The organism is Streptomyces sp. NPDC004561 (genome assembly GCF_053602155.1).
The window spans coordinates 1-21,789 of the sequence record NZ_JBSGDB010000003.1 but is presented as its reverse complement, the minus strand read 5'-3'; the positions used below and the strand labels follow the sequence as shown (position 1 = coordinate 21,789).

Sequence of the window (21,789 nt, the reverse complement as noted above, 5' to 3'; positions counted from 1 at the left end):
CTATGAGCATGTCGGGGTGGTGCCGTTAGCCTGTCGGTATGCCTGAGCGTGTCATTCCGGGGGGCAGCGGCGGCCTGATCCCGTTGGGTGCTGCGGACGTTCTGTGGGTCGGCTTGACGACCGACAGCGCTGTGCCGACGGCTTCTGCGGCGTTCACCTGTTCTCCTGCCGATGCTCGGGTGGGGTATGTCTTGCTCGGCGGCCGTGTGGTGGCGACGGTGAAGGCAAGCGGCGGCCAGTGGAGTGTTTTGGAGAGTGAGGTGCGCCGGGCGGCAGCGGAACTGAACGCGGTTGAGATGGACTGCCAGGACCTGCTCCGCATCGGTCCGTTTGGTGGCGCGCCGAAGAGGGAGGGCAACGAGACGACGCTGCTGCGCTGGCGCCAGCGCATCGCCCGGGAACTGCAGGAGCTGGGCGAGCCCGAGCGGGCAGCACGACGTGAAGGCGGCCGGCTGTCCCATCTGGCGGGGATCGACTGGCGGCGGATACTCGTGGAGCAAACTCGCGATGGGACGGCGCGGACTTGGTGGCTGCCGCGCGCCGTGGTCAGGCTACTGGATGTGGCCGAGCACACCGAAACGCAGTGGCTGCAAGCCGCGCGGACCTGCCAGGGGAACACGGCTGTCACCGAGCCGCCCGCCCAGGGCTGGCAGGCCCACACCGCCGACGGCCGGCAGACGACAAGCTCCGACTCCTCAACCGCCTTGCTGCGCCCGTACAACGGGGAACTGCAAGGCCACCTGTACTCGGCACTCACGCGGAAACCCGGCACCTCCCGCAAGGTGGCTGGGTGGGCGTGCGCCCTCTGCCGTACCGCACCCGCCGCCGTACTCGACCACTGCCACGAACACGGCTACGTCCGCGCCCCCGTCTGCAACTCCTGTAACACACAAGAACGACCCGACCACCTGTACAGCAACGACATCCGCGTGGCCAACCACTACACACGCCTCTTTGACACCCACACCGCCGACTGGCTCCGCCACTGGCACCGCTGCCCCGGCTGCCGCGCCCGCACCACCCTGCCGCTGCCGCACCTCGCCGCTTGGACGGCCTACGTAGCGTGCCGATCGCTGCGCCCGACCCATCGCGATGCCCGCGGCTCTCGCGCGCGCAAACCCTGTGGTGTGCTGCGCGTGTCTTGGACGGGCAGTCACAACGCGCCCCGTTCCTGCTTGCTCACTGTCGCCGTCGACTTCTGCCCTTCCGGCGAGCACCGTGTCCTGGCGCAAGTCCCCTACCGCGAAGCCGCCAAGCGGTTCAGCACCTGGCTGGCCGAGACCGCCCCCGACGTGGCCGCCGCGGCCGGACCCGACCGCCTGGACGACCTCCCCGCCCGGTTCCGGCCCGTCATCGCGGACACCAGCGGTGAGGGCCTGGCGCTGTTCTGAGTGAACGGGCGAGCTACGACACCAAGCTCAACCCACAGCCGCCCGGGGCCGGTTCGCAGTCCGCCCGGACGCCCACGCAGCCTGCTGCTTCCTTCACCAACGTCAGAAGAAGCCCACACTTCAGTCGTCTCCGGGACCCGCCGCGCCCCGGGGTTTGGACCGGCGGCCTGACCAGCGGTGGGCAGTCGGCGCGGGCCCGCGCCGGCGGTGTTCGACTGTCGTCGCTGCTGTGCCGTTCTCGGCTCTGGCGCTGATCTTGTGACGCGGTAGGTGTCAGTGGACATCGCCGCCGCGGCCACCGGCCCGCTGTGGATGCAGTTGTATTGACTCAAGCGCCGTTACCTGATCCGCCGGGCCGAGGCCGCCGGTTTCCGCGCGCTGGCCCTGACCGTCGACGTGCCCAGGGTGGCGTTCCGTCCGCGGGACGCCGCCAACGGGTTCGCGGTGCCCCGGGCATCCGGGCCATCAACGTGGCGCACGACGTGATGGCCGCCTCGCACGGCAGCCGGGACGGGGAGCCGGCCATCGCCCGGCAATCCAAGGAGCAGTTCGACGCCTCGATCACCCGGGAGGATCTCGCCTGGCTGCGCGAAGTGACCTCCCTGCCCCTGGTACTTAAGGGCGTGCTCACCCGCCTTCGGCCTGCACCGTGTGGTACGCGGCGGGGCCGAAGGCGCCCTGTCGTACGGTCGTTGGGAGCGCGGTGTCAGCCGACCTGTCCGGTCGGCCGCATGGTGATGTGGTTGATGTCCACGCCCGCGGGCTGATCGACGGCGAAGACGATCGTGTCCGCGACCTGCTCGGCGGTCATCACCGGCGCCGCCTCGGGGGTGCCGCCGCGCTCGTCCCAGAACGGGGTGTCCACCACCCCGGGAGCGACGACCGTGACGCCGACCCCCTCCTTGCCGACCAGCAGCCGGGTGTTCTCGGCCAGTGCGTGCGCGGCCCACTTGGTGACCGAGTACAGGTTGCCAGGCGTGTTGCGCACCCCGGCGACCGAACCGATGATCACGATCCGGCCCTTGGACTCCCGCAGGTGTGGCAGGGTCTCCCGCACCAGCAGGGCCGGGCCCAGGACGTTGGTGAGGACCATGGCGCGCATGTCCTCGGGGGCGTGGCTCTCCAGGTTGCCGGGCAGTGAGAATCCGGCATTGGCGATGACGTTGTCCAGTCGGCCCCACGCCTCCACCACGCGGCGCACGGCGGAGGCGACGTCGTGCGCGTCGCTGGTGTCGCCGGTGATCGTCAGCAGCCGCTCGCCCGCTGCGGCCGAAGCAGCGAAGGCGGCCAGCTTGTCCGCGTCACGTCCGGTGACGGCCACGCGGTGGCCCTGCTTGAGCAGGGCGCGGGCGGTGGCGGCGCCGATTCCGGTCGAGCCACCGGTGATCAGCGTGACGGGTTCCATGGGACGGCCTCCTCAGCGATGTGGTCATCGGGGCTCCGCCAGGGCCCCGGATGTCGATGAACACGAGGTGGCGCGTGAGGTCGGCCGACTCCAGGTCGCCGGTTCCCCGAAACGCCTGCACTATACCCAGCGATCTTCCCGCTAAGCCGGTACGCCATCGCTGACCGGCCATGATGCCGCACGAATGGGGCCGAACCCGCGCTGCTGGCCCCCTGTTGGGAGCTGCGCGGCGCCCAGGTCCCAACAGCGTCACAAGATCAGCGCCAGAGCCCCGTTCTCTGCTTCTTTTCGCGCCGCTCTTTCGGGCTGGGTGGTTATGGGGGGCGTTTCGCCGGGGGTTCGTGTCCTGTCGGGGTTCGTCGTCGCGCTGGTGATGGGTCTGGTGGTTCTGGTCGGTTGGCTGCTGTTGCGGGGTGAGGGATCGGGCTGCGTCGCACTCGATGCAGGCTGCTGTGCGGGGTTGACGAAGCGCGGCAAGGGCCTCTTCCCGGGTGAGTGTCCGGGACCAGGCAGCCGAGCAGCCCTTCTGGCCGGGCGACGGACTCCTGCCACCGCTGCGCCAGAGCGCCTGACAGCAACGTGGGACCAGCACGCTGATCAAGCGACCACGACGGTTCAGACAAACGCCTGCCGCCCCAGGACCGGTGTCCTGGGGCGGCAGGCTGATCAACACTTAACGCTCGCGCCGGCGACTCACAGGTCCGTCCACGGGCGAGGCTTGCCACCGACCAGAGGCATCCACACGTCCTGGCCGGGACCGTGCTGCTCCAGGTCTTCCAGCACGGCGGCTCCCAGCCGAACTTCGCGGGCGAAGCCCGCCACGAGCGGGTGCTGAGCCACCATCGCCTGCAGATCGCTCATCCGATTCTCCAGCCTGGCCCGAGAGGCACCGGTGAGCACGAAGAGCACACGGGGAAAGACCGGATACCAGCGCAGCCAAGCAGGGCCTACGGACGCCTGCCTGCGCCGACCGACAGGCTGGGCCTCGTACTGGAACAGGCGGGCGTACTCGATCAGCTTCACGGCCAGCCGCTCACTGCTCATGGTGCTGCGATCGACTTCCATGAAGGCACGGAGCTTTCGCCGGTCTTCGCTCTCGATGACGGTGTAATACATGACCGCGTCGGCCACGATCCGCTCGCCCTCTCCGATGGAGTGGGACACCTCAGGAGTCCAGTCCCAAGGGCCGTGCTCGTGCCCGAACAGGCGGGCGTCTGCGGCGAAAGCAAGGTGAGCGCGAACGACGGCGAGCGTGTGCGGGGTCTTCAGCGACGCCGCCGTGGCCGAGGTGATGGGGTAGGGCGGCCGGCCTCGCAGGACGGGCAGGTCCCGGGTCAGCCGCGCGCCCTCCTGCGTGAGGTACCAGGCGTGGGTACGGGTCCGGTTGGCGTCCGGCAGCACCGTGCAGTCGACGAAGCCGTCGGAGCGCAGCCTGTTCAGAACACGGGACATCAACTGCCGCGAGCCGTCCGGGCGCAGCATCCGGCGCAACTGGCTGGTGGTGGCGATGCGGTGCTGGGCGAGCCCCGCCAGCACCTGGTGGGCCAAGGGCTCAGCGGGGCTCGGGGCCAGTTTCGTCGCCCGAGTTTTCCGCGTGGCGCTGCTCATGAGACGTTTCCTTCCGCGGCCGTGGCGGTCTCCGCAGGAGACCGTTCGGTTGCTGCTTCAGGAAACCCGGGGGCCCCGACCAGCCCCCCGACCACGAAGCCCCGACCATGGTTACGAAGTCGAAACTGCATCGCGCTCTACGTCTTTGCTGAAGTCCCTGGCCCCGACCACGGCCGCGCCCGCGGGCCAGAGCAGTTGGCTCCTGCCGGCGAGTTCGCCAGCCGTACGGCAAGGGGCTGGGGGGAGAACCAGGAAGAGGGCGGCCCCAAGAGAAGTTCGGCGATGGCCGGTCCGCAGCAGCAGAGGGCTGCTGCGGGGCGTGGTGGCGAGCCACGCCATGCCGGCCATCGTGCGACACCCGGCCCGCAAGGGACCAACGACCCGTAACCGGATGCCGCGCCTATGGGGCGGTGGGCGAAGGGGCGCTCACCGCCGGTTTCTGCCCCGGGGTTGGGCGGCCTGCTTGAGGATCCGCCGGCGGGTCCACCGTCGGCGCCCGCCCTTCTCCGTGAGCGCGTCGGGGGTTTCCAGCAACGGCAGATTGCCCTGGGACAGGCTGCTGGAGAAGGAGTTGACGCTCTTGAACCCCAGCAGTGCCGCGGCTTGAGTCGCTCCGAGGAGCTCGTCGGGGTCGCCGTCAACGGGCACGTCGGGCAGTGCGGGCGCGGTGCGCTTCGCGTCGGCTTGCCTGCCGCGGCCGGGCCGGGTGGCCATCCAGTCCAGCAGCGTCTGCACGCGCCACATCTGTCGGCGGTAGGGGTTTTCGGCGGTGCCCAGCTCTTCGACGACGTCCGGGTCGGGGAAGTACCCGGGGTGGTCGCGGACGAAGGTGGTGACCTGGTTGGGGTTCTTGTAGCCCAGGAACCTCGAGGCATCGGCGGCGTTCAGCAGGTCCTGAGGGTCACGGGCGGGCGGTTTGTGCTCGCGCAGTCGTGCCGGTGGGCGGTTCGCGAACCACTCGGTGACCTTCGCGTGGTCCCACAGGCGGGCGCGGCCGCGCATGCCGGCGATTTCAGGGAAGCCGTTCTCGGCGCGGTCGTTGTAGAGGCCGCTGATCCGTGCGGGCGTCAGGCCCTGCTCAGCCGCGATCTCGGCAGCGTCGGCCAGGCGAGGCTCACGGCGCGAGGTCATGGCAGAGGTGTCCGTCCTGTCGGAGGTGAGCCGGCCTGCCCGGCTCACAACTCACATAATGGCAGGAGCTTGGGGTGGGGGTCCAGCACGCTACCCAGGGTTTCCCGGCCAGAGCGGGGAAGAGGTCACTCCTCCGGGATCAGGCACACACCGCGGCGAGCCGCGTCCTCGGCCATCTCCGAGTAGGCCAGGGCCGCCGGAGTCATCTCCCACTCGGCCAGGGCGAGCAGCAGGACCAGCTCGTCGCGGTCCTGGGTCGCGTCACACGGCATGCCGGCCGCGGTTGCGGCCGCCACCAGATCCTCGCCGGACAGCCCGGCGAAGCGGGCCGCCACCGTGTCGCGCAGGTCTGCAAAACCCTGCTGGTACAGCTCGCTCGCATCGCGCAAGAGCAGCAGGAGGTCCTCGTCGTGGCTGGCCGGTGCGGCCGCGGCGAGGTCGAGGAGGCGCTGGGTGGTCGTCGTCGTCATCATCAGCAGTATGCCCTTTCAATAAAGATCAGAGGCTTGTGGGAAATCTCCGAGCGGAGCGGCACAGCCGTCCCACGGCGAGCGTCGGGTCCGCCGGGCCAGGTCGGGGCTCCTTGCGGGGTTCCTGCTCAAGCGCTGCGCGGACCTGCTCCTCGAGGGCGGTGAACTCAGGGCCGTCGTCCGGACAGACCACGCCGGGGTCGGGTGCTCCGCAGGCCGCGGCGTGCCGGATGAGATCGGTGATGCGCCAGTCGGCGCGGAAGCTGTCGCCTCGCACCCGATCGACCTCGGCGTACAGTTCGGCCAGCCGCGGCCGCCGGGCGATGGAGAGCAGCACATCGTGGCGGGAGGCGAAGACACACAGCGAACATGAGCAGCTTTTCCGGACTAAGAGGGACCCACCCCGTGCACGAGGCCCTGGCCGCGGCGGCGAAACCGCGCTCTCCGTGGACATCTCCGTCGCCAGGGCCGTTGTCAGTGGCCGCGGCTAGCCTGCGGGCATGATCGAGACGACCGGTGACGACCGCCGCTTGCCGCCCGCCCTGGCCGCCGTCGCCCAGGTGGAGTTTGACTACGACGACGGCGAGGGCGTGGACTTCGAGCCCTACGACGCCTTCGACTCCGCAGAGGAGACCACCGACTGGATCCGCAACTGGACCGGCAACCACGAACTGGACGGCGACGCCTACCGGGTCTTCGGACAGGACGGCACCGGCGGCCTCGTCGCCCTGTGGCGTGTGCGCCCGGGCCGGCCTCTCGCCGAACAGCCCGTGGTCTTCCTGGGCTCGGAGGGCGAGCGTGGCGTCGTGGCCGGAAACCTGTCCGACTTCCTGTGGCTGCTGGCCGACGGCCTCGGCCCGATGGAGGTCGTCGAGTACGAGCAACGCGAAGCGCGACCGAACCCGGCACTGACCGAACTCGCCGAGCGCCACGCCACCACGGCGCGCCGACCCGCCCGGGACATCATCACCGAGGCACAGGCCGAGTTCCCGTCCTTCTCGGAGGACCTGGACAAGCTCTGCCGCTGACGCGGTCCGCTCTCGCGCTCAGCGCCACTCGACGGCGAACGCCCGGGCGGGGTTCTCGGTGAGGACGGGGTTCATCAGCTCCTCACCCAGCTCCAGCGCGAGCCGCGGCCGCACCCCGCAGCTGCGTGGAATGGGCACGGCCCGGCTTCGGGGCCCTGATCCGCGACACCAAAGACCGAGAGACCGCCACGGTGCTGGTCTCGGCGCCCGCGTGGCAGAGCTTCATTGGCTGGGTGAAACGAGACCAGTAGGTGCCCGGCTACTTCGGCGTCCGAACTGACCAATAGCACCACACGCCGAGTGCCTAGGCCCCCTCCTCGGTCCTCGAGTGTGGGGGCCTTTCGCGCGCTCGTAGACTTCCGGGCATGGAGGGCTGGAAGTTCTGGTGGGGAATCGCTGCCTTCTTTCTGGGCGGCCTGGCAACGCAGTTCACCGGTTGGCTCGCGTACAGGCGACAGCGGGCGGAGAGGGTCGAGGATGCTGCGGCAGCCGCCGCACAGCGGCGGGCCGACTTTGAGCTTGAGCACTTGATGGCGACGAACCAGAAGCTGCACGACTACCGCGAAAGATTTCTGGAATTCTCCGCTGCCGCCATGGAGGTCGGCTCGTCCGCTGACCAGGAACATGCCGCCCGCAACCAAGTTCTGGAGGAGGCCAACGCAACACTGAACGTCTGCGAGGTCGCCCTCTACGCGCACATCGGCTTCATCCTCGATGACGTAGTCCGGGCGTCAGTACTACGAGCCACCCAAGCAATCGAGGCAGCAGCGACCCTCGCCATCGGCGGAGGAGCAGTCGACTACCCCGCAGTGAATAGAGCCGTCAGCGAGGCTTACGACACGCTCTCGGCTCGAGTCCGCCAGTTTGTACGCCGACAGTGCGAGGCGATGACCTGCTACGTGACGGCCGGCGGTCGCACAAAATTAGCGACGACTCCCACAGCCCTGGGGGCTTCGATCGGCACGCCTTCGGCTCGGTCCTCATGACCGCGCAGGGGGCCTTGCTTCATGTCCGTGGCTGCATCACGTCAGAAGCCGTTGCGCGCAACGGGCCGGAGAGTCGACGGCCGCCGTGCAATTCTGCGCAATCTGGCTGCACGGCCCCGCTATCCACCGCATCCTGGGTGCTCATCGACGGCACGAGAAGGAGACGGCCATGGCCCTGCAGCTCCGCATGCTCGGCACCACCAGCGACGACGGAAAATGCCCCACGCTGTACGAGGACGTGGCAACCGGAGACATCGTCGTGCAGGGGTACACCGTCACGGGCCCCGAAGACGTCGCGCAGCTGCAGAACGTCCTCGACGGCGAGTCGTTCGTGCGCGTCCCACGCGAGCTGCTCACCCGCTTCGCCCCCAAGGAGTAGGCCGCGTGCCGCAGTACATCGACGACAGGACGTTCGGCAGCTACTTCGAGACGTTCGAGCACACCGCTTGGAGACTGGAGACCCGCCGCGGCTACGGCTCTGACCGGGCGGGCGAGAAGTACTGCCGCTACCTCGAAACCGGCACTGTGCCCGATGACTCTGACCGCCCTTGGTGCGTCAACGTCCGCGCGCAGACGTCCCAGGGCAAGCGGTTCGAGCGGGTGAGGATCGTCGACGCCCCGCCGACCTCGGAACAACTGTTCCTGCTCGCCTCGGCAGCCACCAACAACGAGGCCGGCGAGGACATCCGGAACCTGTGGCGGGCGGACGCCGAGAAGCTGCGGCTGCCCGCCGTGGACTTCTGGCTGTTTGATGCACGCTGCGCCCTGGTGCTCCACTTCGACGACGCCGACGGCTACCTCGGCGCGGAACTCGTCGAAGACCCGGCCAGCATCGCGGCGTTCTGCCAGGTCCGTGATGCGGCCTGGCACTACGCGATCCGGCGCGAGGAGTTCGCGGCGCAGGTAGCTTCGAGGGGGTGAGCACCGACTACCAGCAGGCCCGTGAGGCGCTCGGTGCGCGGCTACGTGAGCTGCGCACCGAGGCCGGCCTGAACGGCAAGGAGTTCGCCGAGCGGATCGGCTGGCAGCGCTCGAAGATCAGCCGACTGGAGACCGGCAAGCAGACCGCCACGGCGGTCGACGTCGAGGCATGGGCCCAGGCCGCCGATCAGCCCGGCGCGGCCGAGGAACTGCGGCGCAGCGTCGGCGGCCTGCAGCGGCTGGAGACGGCGCACCGCAGCTGGAAGCGACAACTGGCCGCCGGCCACCGCGCCGTGCAGGAAGGCCACGCCGTCCAAGAGGCGCAGGCCGAGACGATCCACATCTTCGAGTCCGGCGTTATCCCCGGCATCTTCCAGACCCCGGACTACGCCCGCGGCGTCCTCACCGACGTCTCCAACCGCCTTGGTACGCCCCGCGACGTCGAGGAGGGCGTGCGGGCCCGCATGAAGCGCCAAGAGGCCGTCTACGAGCCAGGGCACCGCTTCCACGTGCTGATCTGGGAGGCTGCCCTGCACGTCGTGCGGTGCGCCCCGGAGACTATGGCCGCGCAGCTCAACCGGATCAGCGGGTTCATTGGCCTGGACACGGTCACCCTCGGCATCATCCCGCTGGGCGCGCGGACACCGTTCTCCCCGAAGCACGGGTTCTGGATCATTGATGAGCGACTCGTCGTCGCCGACACCTGGAACGCTGAGCTGTGGCTCGACGCTGCGGATGACGTCGCCTACTACCGCAAGGTGTGGAGTCTGATGGAGGAGTCCGCCGTCTTCGACCACCAGGCACACCGCCTGATTGCCCGCGCGCGGGCTGGTCTGACCCTCTCGTGAGCAATCCCCGGCAACGCCCCTGACTGTGCGCGCAATCCCGCGCAATCGGCGCGCAGGGCCGCAATCGCCCTGCATACGGTCAGGTCATGGCCCACTCAATGCGCTTCGCCGCACTGTACGAGGCCGGGGATACGTGGCTCGCCGACTGCAGCGAACACCCGGACCTCGTCCGCGCAGCATGGGACGAGGAACGCCTTGCCCCCATCGTCTCCGGCGCTCACTGGCTCGTCGCCGAGTCCAGCCTCACCCGGGGATGGCCGGCGGCCTCGAGGATCCGGAACGCACCACACGGCCCCGTCCTCGCCGACCCCGACGCCAACAAGATGTTCTGGCTCATCGAGCCGAGGGCCGCCGAGGAACTCGCCGACGTCCGCCAGCTGACCGTGCGCCCCGCGGGCTGGTCGCTGTCCTGCCCGCACACCGGCTGGCAGGTGGAAGGACAGTTCTGGCTGTGGCGCCCCGATGGGACCGGCCACCTCAACGACCCCGCTCTCATCGCTGCCGCCTTCGGTCCCGGCGGCTACAGCACCGACGCGGAGGCCCTCACATGACGACCGCCGAAACCCGCGCCCTGATCGACATCCCTGACAATCTGCTCCCGCTCATCCTGCTGCCTCCGCTGGAAGTCCTGCCCGACGCCAGGGCTCGCGGCGCCGAGTGCGTGTGGGGCGGCGAACCGCTGTCCACCGCGACAGCCATCGACCTCGGCGAGCGCGAGACCGAAGGCGGCCACTGGTTCCCTCGCGCCTGCCGGCCCTGCACCCGCCGCGCCGTCCTGGCCGCACGCAACGACCACCCCGGCCGGTGCGAGCAGTGCACGGACGACGCCACGATCTGCGAGACCCGCCGCGCCCTGCACGCCCTCGCCCTGGAGCTACGCCGATGAACTGCGCACGCTGCACCGAGACGATCTGGCCCGACGAGGAGACCGAGGAGATCCACAACGTCGGGGCGACTGCTATTGGCTCTGTCATCGTCGTGCATGCGCGGACTTGCCGACGCGCTCCCCAGCAGACGGCGCCGAGACAACCCTGAAAAGGGCTCCCGCTCCCAACGCACGCCGATCGCGTCGGGGGCAGGTAGGACTCCAGCGGCCTCCCCGACGGCGGATCGGGAGCGAGGTCGTCCGCTGGAGACGTGGTCGTCCCCGCCCCCGTCGGGGACGACCACACAGCACCATCAATGCCTAGGCTGCGGGGGCACGAAGGGAGGCCGCATGCCCGAGTGGATCGACCCGCGGCACGCGGATCTGGTCGCTGCGTGGAAGCGCACGCAGCAGCCGGACTCGCGTGACCCGGAAGAGCCCAGGCCAGCGAGGGGCTTCATCGTCCCGAGCGAGGGCTGACAGGTAGGGCGGCCCCGGCAGGCGCAACCGGCGGACGGGAACGAAGAAGCCCCAGCCGGGATGTACCCACCAGCTGGGGCCTCTCTTGCGTGTGGCGTTACACGGGGCGGATGTTCTCCGCCTGCGGGCCCTTCTGGCCCTGCGTAACGTCGAACTCGACCTTCTGGCCCTCCTGCAGCTCGCGGAAGCCCTGGGCGGCGATGTTCGAGTAGTGGGCGAAGACGTCCGGGCCGCCACCCTCCTGCTCGATGAAGCCGAAGCCCTTTTCCGCGTTGAACCACTTCACAGTGCCCTTGGCCATGTACCTGTCTCCTTCGAGGGGACTCGTATCGGGTCCCGCACCGTGCGGGTCCCGGAGGTGATCGCCCTGGTCCGGAGAGGCGTTGAACAGCAAAAACGCCCGCGATGCGATCACGGGCGAACGGGACTTCGGAACCACGACTGCTGATTACGACGCTACACCGGCTGGTGTAGCTCGGCCACAAGACACCACGACGACAACGCGACCCCCGTGGGGCAACCGCCGCCACTGACAGCCGTCCCCCGAATGCGCCTCACCTGCCGTTAGGCGAGGCTGAGGCTATGGCTGAGCGTCGCGTGATCGTGTTCCCGCCCGGAGAGGGTGGCGGCCGTCGCATCCACGTCGGCAGCGAGACGCTGGGAACCGCATACAGCCTGCATGACCTGAGCGTGTTCCTGGAGCGTGCCGGCCTGGAGGGGTTGGACGTGGTGGACCTGGTGAACTCGCCGCTGATCGAGTGGCACGGTGGCGGCCCGGAGGTATGGGTGCGCTGAACGCCCGTCGGTGGGCTGGCGGCCGTCGTCACCTGTTCGACGCACAGCGGTCGCTGACGCACGCGGGTTCGCGTTCGCTGGGAGCGAGCCCGGCATGCGACCGGAGCTCGCCCCCCTCAAGCCAAGGAGACACAGCCATGGACCAAGGCAAGATCCATGAGTGGAACGCGGACCCGGGTGAGGGAAGCATCAAGAACGACCAAGGTGGTCCCGTGCTGTACTTCACGGTAGACGACCTCGTGATCGACCCCGACGAGATCCATCCCGGGGACACCGTCTCGTTCCAGATCCAAGGACCGGGACGCGCGGCCAAGGTCAACAAGGCCTGAGTCTCGACAGCAGCGCGCGGCAGGCACCACGGTGAACGGGTGGTGCCTGCGTGGGTTTCTGGGCCGTGCAGATCAGCCGCGGCCTGGTCGTGAAGGAGCTAGGCACCTCCAGCAAGCCCGCTGAGTGATAGCGCCTATCCCTGCCGTGCCGCACCCGTCCAACAGGCTGTGTAGTCGCCCGTGGCCGGGTCGACCTCGCCCGGATCGAACGGCAGTGGGAGGACATCCTGCGCATCATCGGCTCCATCCACACCGGCGCCGTCCGCGCGTACGACGTGATCCGGATGCTGTCCCGGGACGGACGTCCGACCCCGCTTGGGGACGCGATCGCGCACTACGGGCGGATCGCCAAGTCCCTGCACATCCTGCGTTTGGCCGACGAGCCCGGCTACCGGCGCCAGATCAAGGCGCAGGCCAACCTCCAGGAGGGCCGCCACGCGCTCGCCCGAAAGATCTTCCATGGCCGCTCAGGGCAGCTCTACCAGCGCCACCAGGACGGCATGGAGGACCTGTTGACCGAACTACTGGGGTGTGAGCCGACGAGTCCCCGGAGATCGACGCCCACTTCGAGCTGCGGAAGGTCGCGCTCGGCGTCTGCGCACGCGACTTCGGCACCCCCTGCGTCCACGAACACGCCCCGTCCTGCGGCCCGATCTCGAGCAGATGCCCCGCTTGGAGGAGATCCACGCGAACCTGCTCGACCGGCTCCAGGAGGCCAAGGAACAGGGGTGGCTCGGCGAAGTCGCCGCGATCGAGGCCAGCCTCGCCGCCGCCGAGCAAAAACTCGCTGTGATGCGCGACCTCGCCACCCGGCATCCCACCGTCCATCTCGGCATGCCGGACTTCCGCACTGCCGCCGGCAGGATCACCCCCGAACCGAGCGAGGAATGAAGCCCTCAGAAGTTCAGAACTGCTGGTTTGGATGTTCTGTGACGGTGGGTGGCTTCAGTGGCGGGCCGCCTCGATCAGGCGTCGAAGGGCGGTATGGGCGGGTGGGCCCCAGGTGGGTTTGCCGCCGGGGCGGCCGTGGATGCCAGCCTCTCCGATGAGGATGCAGGCGAGGGCTTTCAGCACTGCCCAGCCGCGGGCGCGGCGCAGGGTCGCCGGGTCCGGGGCTGGCTGGTAGGCGTCATGGAAGCGGGCGGCGGCGCCGTCCGGCAGCAGCATCCACGCGGCGGCGAGGTCGCAGGCCGGATCGCCCGCGCAAAGGTCGCCGAAGTCGATCACGCCGCAGAAAGTGCCGTTCTCGGTGAGGACGTTGGCCGGATGCAGGTCGCCGTGGAGCCACAGCGCCGGCCCCCTCCAGTCGGGCGCGGCGGCAGCGTCTTCCCAAATGGCGCGGACGGCGTCCGGGTCGGGGATCAGCCCTGAATCGGTGGCCGAGGCCAGCGCCTGGGCGAACCCCTCGGCATGGTCGGTCAGCGGCCCTCCACGGTCGCGGCCGGTCGGCGCCCCGTCGGGGGCAGGTCGGTGTAGAGCGGTCAGGAAAGCGGCCAAGGTGTCGGCCGCCTGAGCGGCGCGCGTGGCGGGGGCGCGGTCGGCGGGCGTTCCCGGCACCCAGGTGGTGACGATCCAAGGCCGCGGAAACCGCTCGGAGGGCTCGCTGAGGCGCTGCGGGACGGGGACCGGCAAGGGAAGATGTGGGGCGAGAGCGGGAAGCCACTCGTGCTCCTTGCGCAGCAGCGCGTCCGCGGATTGCGTCGCCCAGGGCAGCCGGACGGCGAGGTCGTCGCCGAGCCGCCACAGCTGGTTGTCCCAGCCGCGCGCGCCGAGCCTTACAGGGTGCTCGGCCAGGTCCGGGTGCTGGTCGCGGAGCAGATCCCGGACCAACTCCGCGGTGATCTCGATCTCGGTGTGGGTCATGCGGAGCAACCGTAGTCGGGCGCCGACCCACCGCTGACAAACCTCCCACCGTCGCTGAACGTCCTAGATCAGCAGTTCTGACACATCAACAGCCCGCGACTCACCCGACGTTGTCGGTCCACCGAACTTCTACACAACTACTTTCCGTGGCGAATGAGGACGGGAACGGCAACTCGCCGCCAGGCTGGGCTAGTTCGGATAAGACCAGATCGGCGCCCTCGGCCTGGTCCTCAACGCCGTCGTCCTCTTCAACACCCGGTACATGGATGCCGCGGTGAACCAGCTGCGCGCAGAAGGCTTCGACGTCCGCGACGAGGACGTGGCCCGCCTCTCGCCGTTTGTACGGCAGCACATCAACATGCTGGGGCGGTACTCCTTCCAGCTTCCTGACCTGCCCGGCGGACTGCGGCCCCTACGCGATCCGGATGCCAGCGAGCAGTGAGGACCTTCCCGGCCTGACGTACCTGAGTACTGCATGACCCCACGGCCCGGAGTTTCCATTCGCCGCAGTGCATCGACTGGGGACTGCGGGCCGACCGGAGAACCCGGGGCAGTGCCCATGATGATGATCTCTACGCCGTAGGTTAGGCACATGGTGGAGGGAACGCCGGGCGCGGCGAGAACGCAGTTACCGGGGAAGCAGAAGCGAGGGCGGCACGCCGCCACGAAGTCCGGCGCGGCAAAGGGCGGGCTGATGCGCTCGTCCATGCTGATGGCGGCAGGGACGGTGGTGTCTCGGGCGACGGGCCTGCTGAGAACAGTCCTACAGGCCGGGGCGCTCGGGACAGGGCTGCTCGCTACGACGTACAACCAGGCCAACGTGGTGCCGGCGAGCCTGTACTTCCTGCTCATCGGCGGTGCGCTGAACTCCGTGCTGGTTCCGCAGCTGGTGAGGGCCAGGATGGAGCAGCCGGATGGCGGACGGGCCTTCGAGCAGCGTCTGGTCACCCTCACGATGTCCGTGCTGGGAATCGGCACGCTGCTGGCCGTCTGGGCGGCGCCGCAGATCATCAGCCTCTATCAGAGCGACTCACCGGCCAACCACGAAGCGTTTCAGCTGACGGTGGTCTTCGCGCGGTTCCTGCTCCCGCAGATCTTCTTCTACGGACTCTTCAGCATCCTGGGCCAAGTGCTCAACGCCCGGAACAAGTTCGGTGCGATGATGTGGACCCCTGTCCTCAACAACGTCGTCCTGATCACCATGTTCGGCGTATACCTCGGCATGATGGCCGTCCCGGACTCAGTCCAGGACATCACCCAGACCCAGGTCACGCTGCTCGGCGCGGGCACCACACTCGCCCTCGCGATCCAGGCGCTCGCCCTGATCCCCTTCGCCAGGGCCGCCGGTTTCCGCTTCCGCCCACGTTTCGACTGGCGCGGCACAGGGCTCGGCAAAAGCATCAGCGCGGCCCGTTGGACCCTGTTGTTCGTCCTCACCAACCTCGTAGCCAGCACGGTGGTGACCCGCTACGCCTCCGCCGCAGACACGGCACTGCCCAATGGCGGCGTGGGCTTTTCCGCCTACACCTACGCACAGACCATCTGGTCGCTGCCGCAGTCCGTCATCACCGTCTCGCTGGTCACCGCCCTGCTGCCACGAATGAGCCAGGCCGTCGCCGAACACCGCCTCGACGACATGCGGGGTGACCTCTCCCGAGCACTGCGGATCAGCGGCGTCGTCATCGTTCCCGCCGCCTTCTTCTTCGTCGCCCTCGGCCCGCAAATGGCGCAGGTGGTCTTCGCTCACGGAGCAGCCCATCCGGCATCCATCGTGCCGTTGGGCCAGATGCTCCAGGCTTTCGGACTCGGCCTGATCCCCTTCTCTGCGCAGTACATGCTGCTGCGCGGCTTCTACGCCTTCGAGGACACCCGGACCCCGTTCTGGATGGCCGTGTGGATCAGTACCGCAAACATCGCCCTGGCCACCGCCTGCCATCTGCTGATGCCCCCGCGATGGGCCGTCACCGGCCTGGCCGGCGCCTACGCCGCCTCGTACGCCATCGGCCTGCTCATCACCGCGACGCTGTTGCGACGACGCCTCGAAGGCCGCCTGGACGGCAAGAGGCTGTGCCGCACCTACGGCAAGCTGACGGCCTCTGCCCTCGCGGCGGGAACGCTGGGCTGGTTCGTGGCCCGCTCCTGCTCCAGCACCGTCACCTCGACCACCTGGGCACCCGCTCTGGGCCTCGCCGCGGGGGGCCTCACGATGCTCCTGGTGTTCGTGCTGCTCGCACGAATCTTCAAGATCAGCGAGCTGCGGAGCCTGCCGGGCCTGGGGCGAGCGCCCGGTCTCGGCTGAGCACCCGCGGCAAGGGGGCTGGATAGTCCGTGATGCGGATCTATCCGGGCCCGCGCCGACGCCTGGTCTGACGGTCAGACAGCGCGCAGTCGAGGGGGGTCAGGCTGCTCCGGCTCGACCTCCGCAACTACCGTGAGGGGAACGGGGGTCTCGGCGTCGGTGGTCTCCTCCGCCCGGCGGCGCAGCTTCGACTTAAGGCTGATCAGCCCGCTCTTGACGTGAGGCGCGGCCTTCATCGCGGCGGCCCCCAGCGCGACGCCCGTGCCGAGGATCACCAGGGCCGTCTTGGTCCCGTCGAACAGCACGGCGTGCGTAACGAGCGTGTTGTCGTCATCCCGCGCCAGCGGGCTCTCTCCGCCCGGAGTGCTCGACTTCGAGAAGCGTGTGTCGGAGGGACGCCTCGTCAGCATCAGTTCCCAGATCCAGTCACCCCGGTTGAACTCCATGACGCAACTGTAGAGGCGGCCAGGCACGCCGCGGCCCGGAATGCCATGTTCTCCACTTTGGTCAACGGACGAGGACCCGAAGAACCTTTGCCGAGGGCTCCGGGGCGAGAGAGGATGCGTCCATGATCGACACGGATGAGAACCCCGAGGAACAGGTCGCGATCGCTGCGGCGAAGGACGGTGAACTGCGCCTGCACGACCCCGCCGTCCGCGCCTCCGCAGTCGGCGTCCGGCTGTTCGACCCAGAGTTCGTCGAGGTCGGTGCCTCCGGGCGGCGCTGGACGTACGAGGAGATGGTCGCGGACCTGCCCACCCTGCACGGCGGAGCGGACAGCCCGCACATCGAGGCCTCCGGCATGCGCGGGGTGCTCCTCGCCCCGGACCTCGTGCACCTGACGTACGAGAGCGTCATCGCCGGCCGCCGGGCCCGCCGCAGCTCCCTGTGGCGCAAGGGCGAGGGCGACACCGGATGGCGGCTCTACTACCACCAGGGCACCCCCGTCCCCGAGGGCTGAACCGTCCCCGGCTCTACTCCTGAACGAGGTCGTAGACAGCCCGTTGAGGGTCGGTTTTGACGATGAGCCCGTCTGCGCACAGGTCGCGCAGGATCAGCCGGACCCGTTTCTCCGCTGCCCGTTGGTCTTCCCACGTGTGACCGTGGTCGCCGAGAGCCTTGATGGCGCGCTGCGGATCCCAGGTGCCGCCAAGGGCGCGAATCGCCTGGGCGAGGACGTGCCGGTCGGGATGATCCTTCTTACGGTGGTTGGCGATGCTGGCAGGGGCGCCGCTGTAGTTGCAGTCGGCGCACTTCTCCCACGAGCAGTCCGGATCGGTGACGGCGGCGTGGCGGACGGAATGGTGCGAGCCGAAGCCGTGGGCGTGGAGCAGTTGAGCGACGGACCCGTCGTACTTGAGGGCCATGAGTGCTGCTTCGGCGATTTTGTCGTGGCCGGCGGCGAAGAACTTGCCCAGGCCGACGTCCTTCCCGCAGCCGCACCAGCACTTGCCGGTCGGGATGAGGCGAGGCTTCTCATTGCTTGGCATGAACTCAAGGTAGCAACCCTTGGATTGAAGCCAAGGAATGAACCCAAGGATGCCGTTCAAGGGTTGCGTCGGCGCTATCAGGCGTACAGCCGCAAGCCGACTTCATGCACAGCAGGGTCAGCGGCGCGCGTCGCCGGGGGCGAGCAGGCTGGTCAGCTCAGAGATCGCCTCAGGGGACGGCTTGAAGTACCGGCGGACGTTCTCCGGCTTCTTGTGCCGGGACTTGGCCATCAGCATCAGCAGGGAGGCGCCCTGCTCTCCGAGGTGGGTGAGGGCGGAGTGGCGGTACTCGTGCAGGAACACCTCCTCGGCGAGCGCCGCCTCGCCCACCGGCACGGCCATCGCCGCGGTGCGGGTGTGCCTGAGATCCGGATCGTCCTCGGTGCTCGAGAGTGCCGCGACGAACGGGCTCCATCCGACGTGCATGCCGTCCGCGGTCCGGCGCTCCGTCGTCGTGAAGTACGCGGCGACCGCGGGGCGGCCGTCGCCGGGCTGCTCCGTCACGAACTTCAGGACGCGGTCAACGACAACCTGCCGCTACGCCTCCTCGGTAGCCGAAAGGGCTTCGGTGATCAGCGCGTCCAGAGACCTGGGTGCAAGACGGCGGAGCGCGTCGCGCACCGGAGGCTCGGTCGGCGCGGCCAGCAGTTGGGCCAGGTCGAGGGGCTTCATCGGTGGTGTCCTGCCTCGCGTGATGCTCGGGGTGGCCGGCTCGCCGTCCGGGCTCCCGCATCGCCAGAAATATCAATAATAGTGGGTATTGGGCGAGTGCGAACCCACCCTTGACCTGCCGTTTGGCCGCTAGTCGCAGTCCCGGCGCGGCGGCAGGGGGAAGCTGCACCGGGGGTCGAGCCGCACCCACCGCTCGCAGTACGCGGTCACGCGGTTGGCGGTGCACTCGCCCCACTGGCACTCGAAGGCCTCGCGTGGCCGCACAGCAGGCACCGCCCAAGGGCGGTCCCGTGCAGCTCGCACGGTACCCTGCGCTTGCGCTGCGGCAGGAGTTCAAGGGCGGGGCGGGGGCGCTCGAGATGGGCGGGCTCGGCGGCCGGGAAGGATTCGTCCCCGTCGCGGACCCAGCGTGGTGACAGCTCATCGAAGCCGCTCGGGCGTGGTGTAGTACGGCTGGCCGGCCGGAGTAAAGACCATGGACAGGTGGCCGTCGGAGACGAGCGCCTCCAGGCGGCGGTGGCTGAACTCCCGCATCAGGGAGAGCATCTCGTGCTGGCGCAGGCTCCAGGCGTACCCGTACCGGCGCAGGATGCGTCGCTCGGTGGCCGCCGGGCCGCTCTGGGCGGCGTCGAGTGTCTCCACGGCCGCAATGGCGGCAGTGGGGTTGGAGGCCAGTTCGCGCGCTGCGTCCTCCACGGCCGGGCGGGTGGTGTGGCTGCTGAGCGCGTACCAGTGGAGCTGGTCCACGACCTGGTGGGCTCCCTCGTGCCCGGTGGCGGCGTACCGGGCGGGCGGCCGGGGGGTGGCGTCGGGGCATGACGGAACTCCATCCGTGTAAAAGGACCTGCGGGATCGGGGCAGTTGCCCGGTCGGGGAGGGCGGCGGTCAGGCGGTGGGCAGCGGCGTGTAGGAGGAGAAGACGTAGTGGCCCAGGTCGCGCAGGGCGCTGGCGGTGAGATCCACGGCCGCGGGGCTGCTGTCGGTCGGGCAGGTGTACGCCTCGATCTCACTGTTCCAAGCGAATCCCTGGAGGGTGAGGGTCTCCTCGGTGCCGGGCGTGAGGTCGTCAGAGGACCTGGGGGCGGCGACCAGTCCCTGGGCGGGGTCGGGTATGACGAGGAACACCGGGTCTCCTTCCGGCGCGGGCCACCCGGACGGGGCGGCCCGCAGGTCAGGGCGGACGGCTGGTCAGTGAGTGACGGTGACGGTGTAGTCGGCGTCCAGGACGGCGAGCGCGGCACGAATGACGGCGCGGGTCTCCTGGCTCGGTACCGAGCAGGGGAAGTCCAGGGCGTGCACGGCGTCGTCCAGGTCGAGGTCGCGCATGGGCAGCGTGTATCCACTGCGGTAGAGGGCGGTTGCGGTGGCGACGCGGCTGCGGTTGTAGGCGATGGCCTCCTCGGCGGTGATGTCGGTGCCGAGCGCTTCGCGCGCGGTGGGCGGCAGTGCCGCGATCCCGGCGCTGAACCGGCGGGCGGGAATTCGGAGGCGTGCCGATCGCAGGGCGCGGCGCAGCGTTCGAAGCATGGCAACTCCTGGGACTGGAAGGGGGAGGGGCCGTCACGGGATGGGGGAGGTGACGACCCCGAGCTTACTGCTAATAATAGTGTGAGTCGTGAGGGTGTGAACCCACCCCTGACCTGGTCGTTCACTCCCGCGCGGGTTGGGCGAACGCAGCCAGCATGGAGATCACCCGTTCGGGGCGGCCGGACGCTTCGACGGTCACCGACTCCCCGGAGGCTCCGACGATTGCGCACACGCTGTCCACTTGGACGGGGCCTTGCTGTCCGGGCGGGCGGACGTCGTGCTGCCAGATGATCCGTGTACGCCGGTACTGCTATTCGATGCGGGCGCCGGGGAGCGCGCCGGCCACAGCATCGGCGACTGCGGCGCGGGCGCTGGCCTCCGCCTGCTGCCGGGCGGCGATCTGGGCGGTCAGTTCGGCGGCCTCGGCGTGCAGCGGGTGCAGCCGCCGGGTGATCTCGCGTGCCACATGGCGGGCGCTGATCGACGTGACCCCGATCGACGGGGCCTGCACCTGGGCCTCGTCCGGGAGGGCCGCGTAGACCTTGAGCCTGCTGGGCTGCCCGTCGTCGGGTTGGCACAGGCGTACGGCGGCCGTCGCCGTCGACGATGAGCCGTGCCAGACCGCGGGCGTACTCGGGCAGCGGGGCGGTCCGGCAGTGCGTGCCCAGCTCCCGCGCCACATCGTCGGCGAATGCGTCGAACTGCTCCTGGGTGGTCAACTCCTGTGGCATGGCGGCGTCGTCACTCCTTCGGAAGGGTGGTGGGGTGACCTGCTCGGTGCGGTGCGGTCGCGTCCTGGTCGCGGGGCTCGGCGTCTCGTCGGAAGTCCTCGGCGGTGTAGCCGGTGTCGCAAGCCGACTTACAGAACTGACCCGGTGCTGCGCCGCACGTCTCGCACCAGTCGTCGAAGTCGTCGGGGCGCTACGGCTGCGGCAGGCCGGTCACGCGGGGAACGCCCGGATGTGGTCGACGACCGCCCGGGCGGACAGGACCGCAGGCCGGTGCATCGGCTCGGTGCACTGGGCCTGCCAGATACTCGCGGGCCGGGACGGGGTGATCTGGTTGCTGGTGGCCGGACTGATGCTCCACTCGCGGCCGTGCGCGTCGGTGGCGGTGTAGGTCAGGAACTCGGGGTTGTCCTGGCGGCCGTTGTCCGTCCAGGAAAGGCTGGCGGCCGTGAGGGCACGGCTCAGCTGGGCGCAGCGCTCGCGGGTGATGTGACTGAAGGTGGCCAATGCGCGGTCCCTTCTGTGGGTGGCGGCGGTGTGAGGCGGGCAGGCGGCCGGTCAGGTGCGGCCAGACGGCTGGGGCTTGCGGTACCGGAGGCGCTCGGTCGGCCCTTGGGTTGCGGGAGGGGTGGTGTGGGGAGATAAGCCCACCCCGCAATATTCATAATAGTGTGACCTAGGGTGGTGGGAGCCCGCCCTTGACCTGCGGCTTTCGAGGCCGAGATCAGCGCATGAGCATGCGGGGACCGGCGGTGACCGCGTCGGGCGGCTGGTAGTCGCGGTAGTCCGAGACCTTCACGTACCCGCCGGGCATGGTGTCCAGCCGCAGACCGGGCCCGCAGTCGTTGGTCACCTGCTGGGGGGGGTGCCCCTATGTCTTTGGTCAAGGTGGTCGGGTCGGTGTCGGGTGGGGTCTGGCAGTGTGGCTGTCGTGAGTGATGACGCGCCTGTTC

The 21,789-nt window shown here is 69.2% G+C and carries 32 protein-coding genes and 4 pseudogenes; 18 read left to right on the top strand and 18 right to left on the bottom strand.

Annotated elements, in window-relative coordinates:
- Positions 1-38 precede the first annotated feature (38 nt).
- Together ACWEN3_RS00825 and ACWEN3_RS00820 are read left to right on the top strand one after the other, a co-directional pair.
- Positions 39-1,391 carry an endonuclease domain-containing protein gene (locus tag ACWEN3_RS00825; protein ID WP_452963937.1) on the top strand — a complete coding sequence of 451 codons (1,353 nt, stop codon included), beginning with the start codon at positions 39-41 and terminating at the stop codon, positions 1,389-1,391.
- Between the two features lie 342 nt (positions 1,392-1,733).
- Positions 1,734-2,158: pseudogene (locus tag ACWEN3_RS00820) on the top strand (alpha-hydroxy-acid oxidizing protein).
- Here ACWEN3_RS00820 and ACWEN3_RS00815 read toward each other — a convergent pair.
- The 5 genes from ACWEN3_RS00815 to ACWEN3_RS00795 all read right to left on the bottom strand — a co-directional run bounded on the left by ACWEN3_RS00815 (position 2,098) and on the right by ACWEN3_RS00795 (position 6,282).
- Positions 2,098-2,796 carry an SDR family oxidoreductase gene (locus ACWEN3_RS00815; protein ID WP_452963935.1) on the bottom strand — a complete coding sequence of 233 codons (699 nt, stop codon included), beginning with the start codon at positions 2,794-2,796 and terminating at the stop codon, positions 2,098-2,100. The pseudogene ACWEN3_RS00820 and the gene ACWEN3_RS00815 sit on opposite strands and share 61 nt — an antisense overlap.
- A 693-nt stretch (positions 2,797-3,489) precedes the next feature.
- Positions 3,490-4,404 carry a replication-relaxation family protein gene (locus ACWEN3_RS00810; protein WP_452963933.1) on the bottom strand — a complete coding sequence of 305 codons (915 nt, stop codon included), beginning with the start codon at positions 4,402-4,404 and terminating at the stop codon, positions 3,490-3,492.
- 426 nt (positions 4,405-4,830) lie between these two features.
- Positions 4,831-5,535, bottom strand: coding sequence for a hypothetical protein (locus ACWEN3_RS00805; RefSeq protein WP_452963931.1), 705 nt, complete (start codon positions 5,533-5,535; stop codon positions 4,831-4,833).
- A gap of 125 nt (positions 5,536-5,660) precedes the next feature.
- Positions 5,661-6,008: a hypothetical protein gene (locus tag ACWEN3_RS00800; RefSeq protein ID WP_452963929.1), complete on the bottom strand. Its 348-nt coding sequence runs from the start codon at positions 6,006-6,008 to the stop codon at positions 5,661-5,663.
- Positions 6,009-6,033: 25 nt separating this feature from the next.
- A complete protein-coding gene (locus tag ACWEN3_RS00795) occupies positions 6,034-6,282 on the bottom strand; it encodes a hypothetical protein (protein ID WP_452963927.1) in 249 nt (82 codons plus the stop codon).
- Between the two features lie 223 nt (positions 6,283-6,505).
- On the opposite strand from ACWEN3_RS00795, the gene ACWEN3_RS00790 reads away from it, so the two are divergent.
- The 9 genes from ACWEN3_RS00790 to ACWEN3_RS00750 all read left to right on the top strand — a co-directional run bounded on the left by ACWEN3_RS00790 (position 6,506) and on the right by ACWEN3_RS00750 (position 11,133).
- Positions 6,506-7,033: an SMI1/KNR4 family protein gene (locus tag ACWEN3_RS00790; protein WP_452963926.1), complete on the top strand. Its 528-nt coding sequence runs from the start codon at positions 6,506-6,508 to the stop codon at positions 7,031-7,033.
- A gap of 125 nt (positions 7,034-7,158) precedes the next feature.
- Positions 7,159-7,284 carry a DUF397 domain-containing protein gene (locus tag ACWEN3_RS00785; protein ID WP_452963924.1) on the top strand — a complete coding sequence of 42 codons (126 nt, stop codon included), beginning with the start codon at positions 7,159-7,161 and terminating at the stop codon, positions 7,282-7,284.
- A 114-nt stretch (positions 7,285-7,398) separates the two neighbouring features.
- Positions 7,399-8,019: a hypothetical protein gene (locus tag ACWEN3_RS00780; RefSeq protein WP_452963922.1), complete on the top strand. Its 621-nt coding sequence runs from the start codon at positions 7,399-7,401 to the stop codon at positions 8,017-8,019.
- Positions 8,020-8,188: 169 nt separating this feature from the next.
- On the top strand, positions 8,189-8,398 hold the full coding sequence (locus tag ACWEN3_RS00775; protein ID WP_452963920.1) for a hypothetical protein: 210 nt from the start codon (positions 8,189-8,191) through the stop codon (positions 8,396-8,398).
- A gap of 5 nt (positions 8,399-8,403) precedes the next feature.
- Complete coding sequence (locus ACWEN3_RS00770; RefSeq protein ID WP_452963918.1) at positions 8,404-8,940, top strand: DUF6879 family protein; 537 nt, start codon at positions 8,404-8,406, stop codon at positions 8,938-8,940.
- Positions 8,937-9,788 (top strand): helix-turn-helix domain-containing protein, encoded by an 852-nt coding sequence (locus tag ACWEN3_RS00765; protein ID WP_452963916.1) that lies wholly within the window; start codon positions 8,937-8,939, stop codon positions 9,786-9,788. The genes ACWEN3_RS00770 and ACWEN3_RS00765 overlap by 4 nt, the downstream gene beginning before the upstream one ends.
- An 86-nt stretch (positions 9,789-9,874) precedes the next feature.
- Complete coding sequence (locus ACWEN3_RS00760; protein ID WP_452963914.1) at positions 9,875-10,339, top strand: hypothetical protein; 465 nt, start codon at positions 9,875-9,877, stop codon at positions 10,337-10,339.
- A complete protein-coding gene (locus ACWEN3_RS00755) occupies positions 10,336-10,674 on the top strand; it encodes a hypothetical protein (protein ID WP_452963912.1) in 339 nt (112 codons plus the stop codon). The genes ACWEN3_RS00760 and ACWEN3_RS00755 overlap by 4 nt, the downstream gene beginning before the upstream one ends.
- Positions 10,675-11,004: 330 nt before the next feature.
- Positions 11,005-11,133, top strand: coding sequence for a hypothetical protein (locus ACWEN3_RS00750; RefSeq protein WP_267133494.1), 129 nt, complete (start codon positions 11,005-11,007; stop codon positions 11,131-11,133).
- Positions 11,134-11,230: 97 nt separating this feature from the next.
- Here the strand turns inward: ACWEN3_RS00750 and ACWEN3_RS00745 are convergent, their stop codons facing one another.
- Positions 11,231-11,434 (bottom strand): cold-shock protein, encoded by a 204-nt coding sequence (locus ACWEN3_RS00745; RefSeq protein WP_452963910.1) that lies wholly within the window; start codon positions 11,432-11,434, stop codon positions 11,231-11,233.
- A gap of 281 nt (positions 11,435-11,715) precedes the next feature.
- Here ACWEN3_RS00745 and ACWEN3_RS00740 point away from each other — a divergent pair, with 281 nt between their 5' ends.
- The 4 genes and pseudogenes from ACWEN3_RS00740 to ACWEN3_RS00725 all read left to right on the top strand — a co-directional run bounded on the left by ACWEN3_RS00740 (position 11,716) and on the right by ACWEN3_RS00725 (position 13,148).
- On the top strand, positions 11,716-11,928 hold the full coding sequence (locus ACWEN3_RS00740; protein ID WP_452963908.1) for a hypothetical protein: 213 nt from the start codon (positions 11,716-11,718) through the stop codon (positions 11,926-11,928).
- 137 nt (positions 11,929-12,065) lie between these two features.
- Positions 12,066-12,257, top strand: a complete 192-nt coding sequence (locus ACWEN3_RS00735; RefSeq protein WP_067045490.1) for a hypothetical protein — start codon at positions 12,066-12,068, stop codon at positions 12,255-12,257.
- Positions 12,258-12,433: 176 nt separating this feature from the next.
- Positions 12,434-12,781, top strand: a pseudogene (locus tag ACWEN3_RS00730) (Tn3 family transposase); the annotation flags it as partial.
- 148 nt (positions 12,782-12,929) lie between these two features.
- Positions 12,930-13,148 (top strand): hypothetical protein, encoded by a 219-nt coding sequence (locus ACWEN3_RS00725; RefSeq protein WP_452963906.1) that lies wholly within the window; start codon positions 12,930-12,932, stop codon positions 13,146-13,148.
- 54 nt (positions 13,149-13,202) lie between these two features.
- Here the strand turns inward: ACWEN3_RS00725 and ACWEN3_RS00720 are convergent, their stop codons facing one another.
- Entirely contained in the window at positions 13,203-14,120 is a 918-nt protein-coding gene (locus tag ACWEN3_RS00720; protein WP_452963905.1) for an aminoglycoside phosphotransferase family protein, read from the bottom strand.
- 202 nt (positions 14,121-14,322) lie between these two features.
- Between ACWEN3_RS00720 and ACWEN3_RS00715 the strand changes: the two are divergent.
- Both ACWEN3_RS00715 and murJ read left to right on the top strand, forming a co-directional pair.
- Positions 14,323-14,562: pseudogene (locus tag ACWEN3_RS00715) on the top strand (Tn3 family transposase); the annotation flags it as partial.
- Between the two features lie 150 nt (positions 14,563-14,712).
- Entirely contained in the window at positions 14,713-16,419 is a 1,707-nt protein-coding gene (gene murJ, locus ACWEN3_RS00710; protein ID WP_452963903.1) for a murein biosynthesis integral membrane protein MurJ, read from the top strand.
- Positions 16,420-16,493: 74 nt separating this feature from the next.
- Here the strand turns inward: murJ and ACWEN3_RS00705 are convergent, their stop codons facing one another.
- Positions 16,494-16,865, bottom strand: coding sequence for a hypothetical protein (locus ACWEN3_RS00705; RefSeq protein WP_452963901.1), 372 nt, complete (start codon positions 16,863-16,865; stop codon positions 16,494-16,496).
- Positions 16,866-16,987: 122 nt separating this feature from the next.
- Here ACWEN3_RS00705 and ACWEN3_RS00700 point away from each other — a divergent pair, with 122 nt between their 5' ends.
- Positions 16,988-17,380, top strand: coding sequence for a nuclear transport factor 2 family protein (locus ACWEN3_RS00700; RefSeq protein WP_452963899.1), 393 nt, complete (start codon positions 16,988-16,990; stop codon positions 17,378-17,380).
- 13 nt (positions 17,381-17,393) lie between these two features.
- On the opposite strand, the gene ACWEN3_RS00695 is transcribed toward ACWEN3_RS00700, so the two are convergent.
- The 10 genes and pseudogenes from ACWEN3_RS00695 to ACWEN3_RS00650 all read right to left on the bottom strand — a co-directional run bounded on the left by ACWEN3_RS00695 (position 17,394) and on the right by ACWEN3_RS00650 (position 21,689).
- Positions 17,394-17,969: a hypothetical protein gene (locus ACWEN3_RS00695; protein ID WP_452963898.1), complete on the bottom strand. Its 576-nt coding sequence runs from the start codon at positions 17,967-17,969 to the stop codon at positions 17,394-17,396.
- A gap of 57 nt (positions 17,970-18,026) precedes the next feature.
- A pseudogene (locus tag ACWEN3_RS00690) lies at positions 18,027-18,206 on the bottom strand (site-specific integrase); the annotation flags it as partial.
- Positions 18,207-18,446: 240 nt separating this feature from the next.
- A complete protein-coding gene (locus ACWEN3_RS00685) occupies positions 18,447-18,581 on the bottom strand; it encodes a hypothetical protein (RefSeq protein WP_452963897.1) in 135 nt (44 codons plus the stop codon).
- A 129-nt stretch (positions 18,582-18,710) separates the two neighbouring features.
- A complete protein-coding gene (locus ACWEN3_RS00680) occupies positions 18,711-18,845 on the bottom strand; it encodes a hypothetical protein (RefSeq protein WP_452963895.1) in 135 nt (44 codons plus the stop codon).
- Positions 18,846-19,001: 156 nt separating this feature from the next.
- On the bottom strand, positions 19,002-19,328 hold the full coding sequence (locus ACWEN3_RS00675) for a hypothetical protein (RefSeq protein WP_452963893.1): 327 nt from the start codon (positions 19,326-19,328) through the stop codon (positions 19,002-19,004).
- Between the two features lie 138 nt (positions 19,329-19,466).
- Entirely contained in the window at positions 19,467-19,706 is a 240-nt protein-coding gene (locus tag ACWEN3_RS00670; protein ID WP_452963891.1) for a hypothetical protein, read from the bottom strand.
- A 63-nt stretch (positions 19,707-19,769) separates the two neighbouring features.
- Positions 19,770-20,108, bottom strand: coding sequence for a hypothetical protein (locus ACWEN3_RS00665; protein WP_452963889.1), 339 nt, complete (start codon positions 20,106-20,108; stop codon positions 19,770-19,772).
- A 310-nt stretch (positions 20,109-20,418) separates the two neighbouring features.
- A complete protein-coding gene (locus ACWEN3_RS00660) occupies positions 20,419-20,790 on the bottom strand; it encodes a hypothetical protein (protein ID WP_452963887.1) in 372 nt (123 codons plus the stop codon).
- 259 nt (positions 20,791-21,049) lie between these two features.
- The gene (locus tag ACWEN3_RS00655; protein WP_452963886.1) at positions 21,050-21,343 is read right to left on the bottom strand and encodes a hypothetical protein; all 294 of its coding nucleotides are present in this window, start codon (positions 21,341-21,343) and stop codon (positions 21,050-21,052) included.
- Between the two features lie 217 nt (positions 21,344-21,560).
- Positions 21,561-21,689: a hypothetical protein gene (locus tag ACWEN3_RS00650; RefSeq protein WP_452963884.1), complete on the bottom strand. Its 129-nt coding sequence runs from the start codon at positions 21,687-21,689 to the stop codon at positions 21,561-21,563.
- Positions 21,690-21,789: the final 100 nt, after the last annotated feature.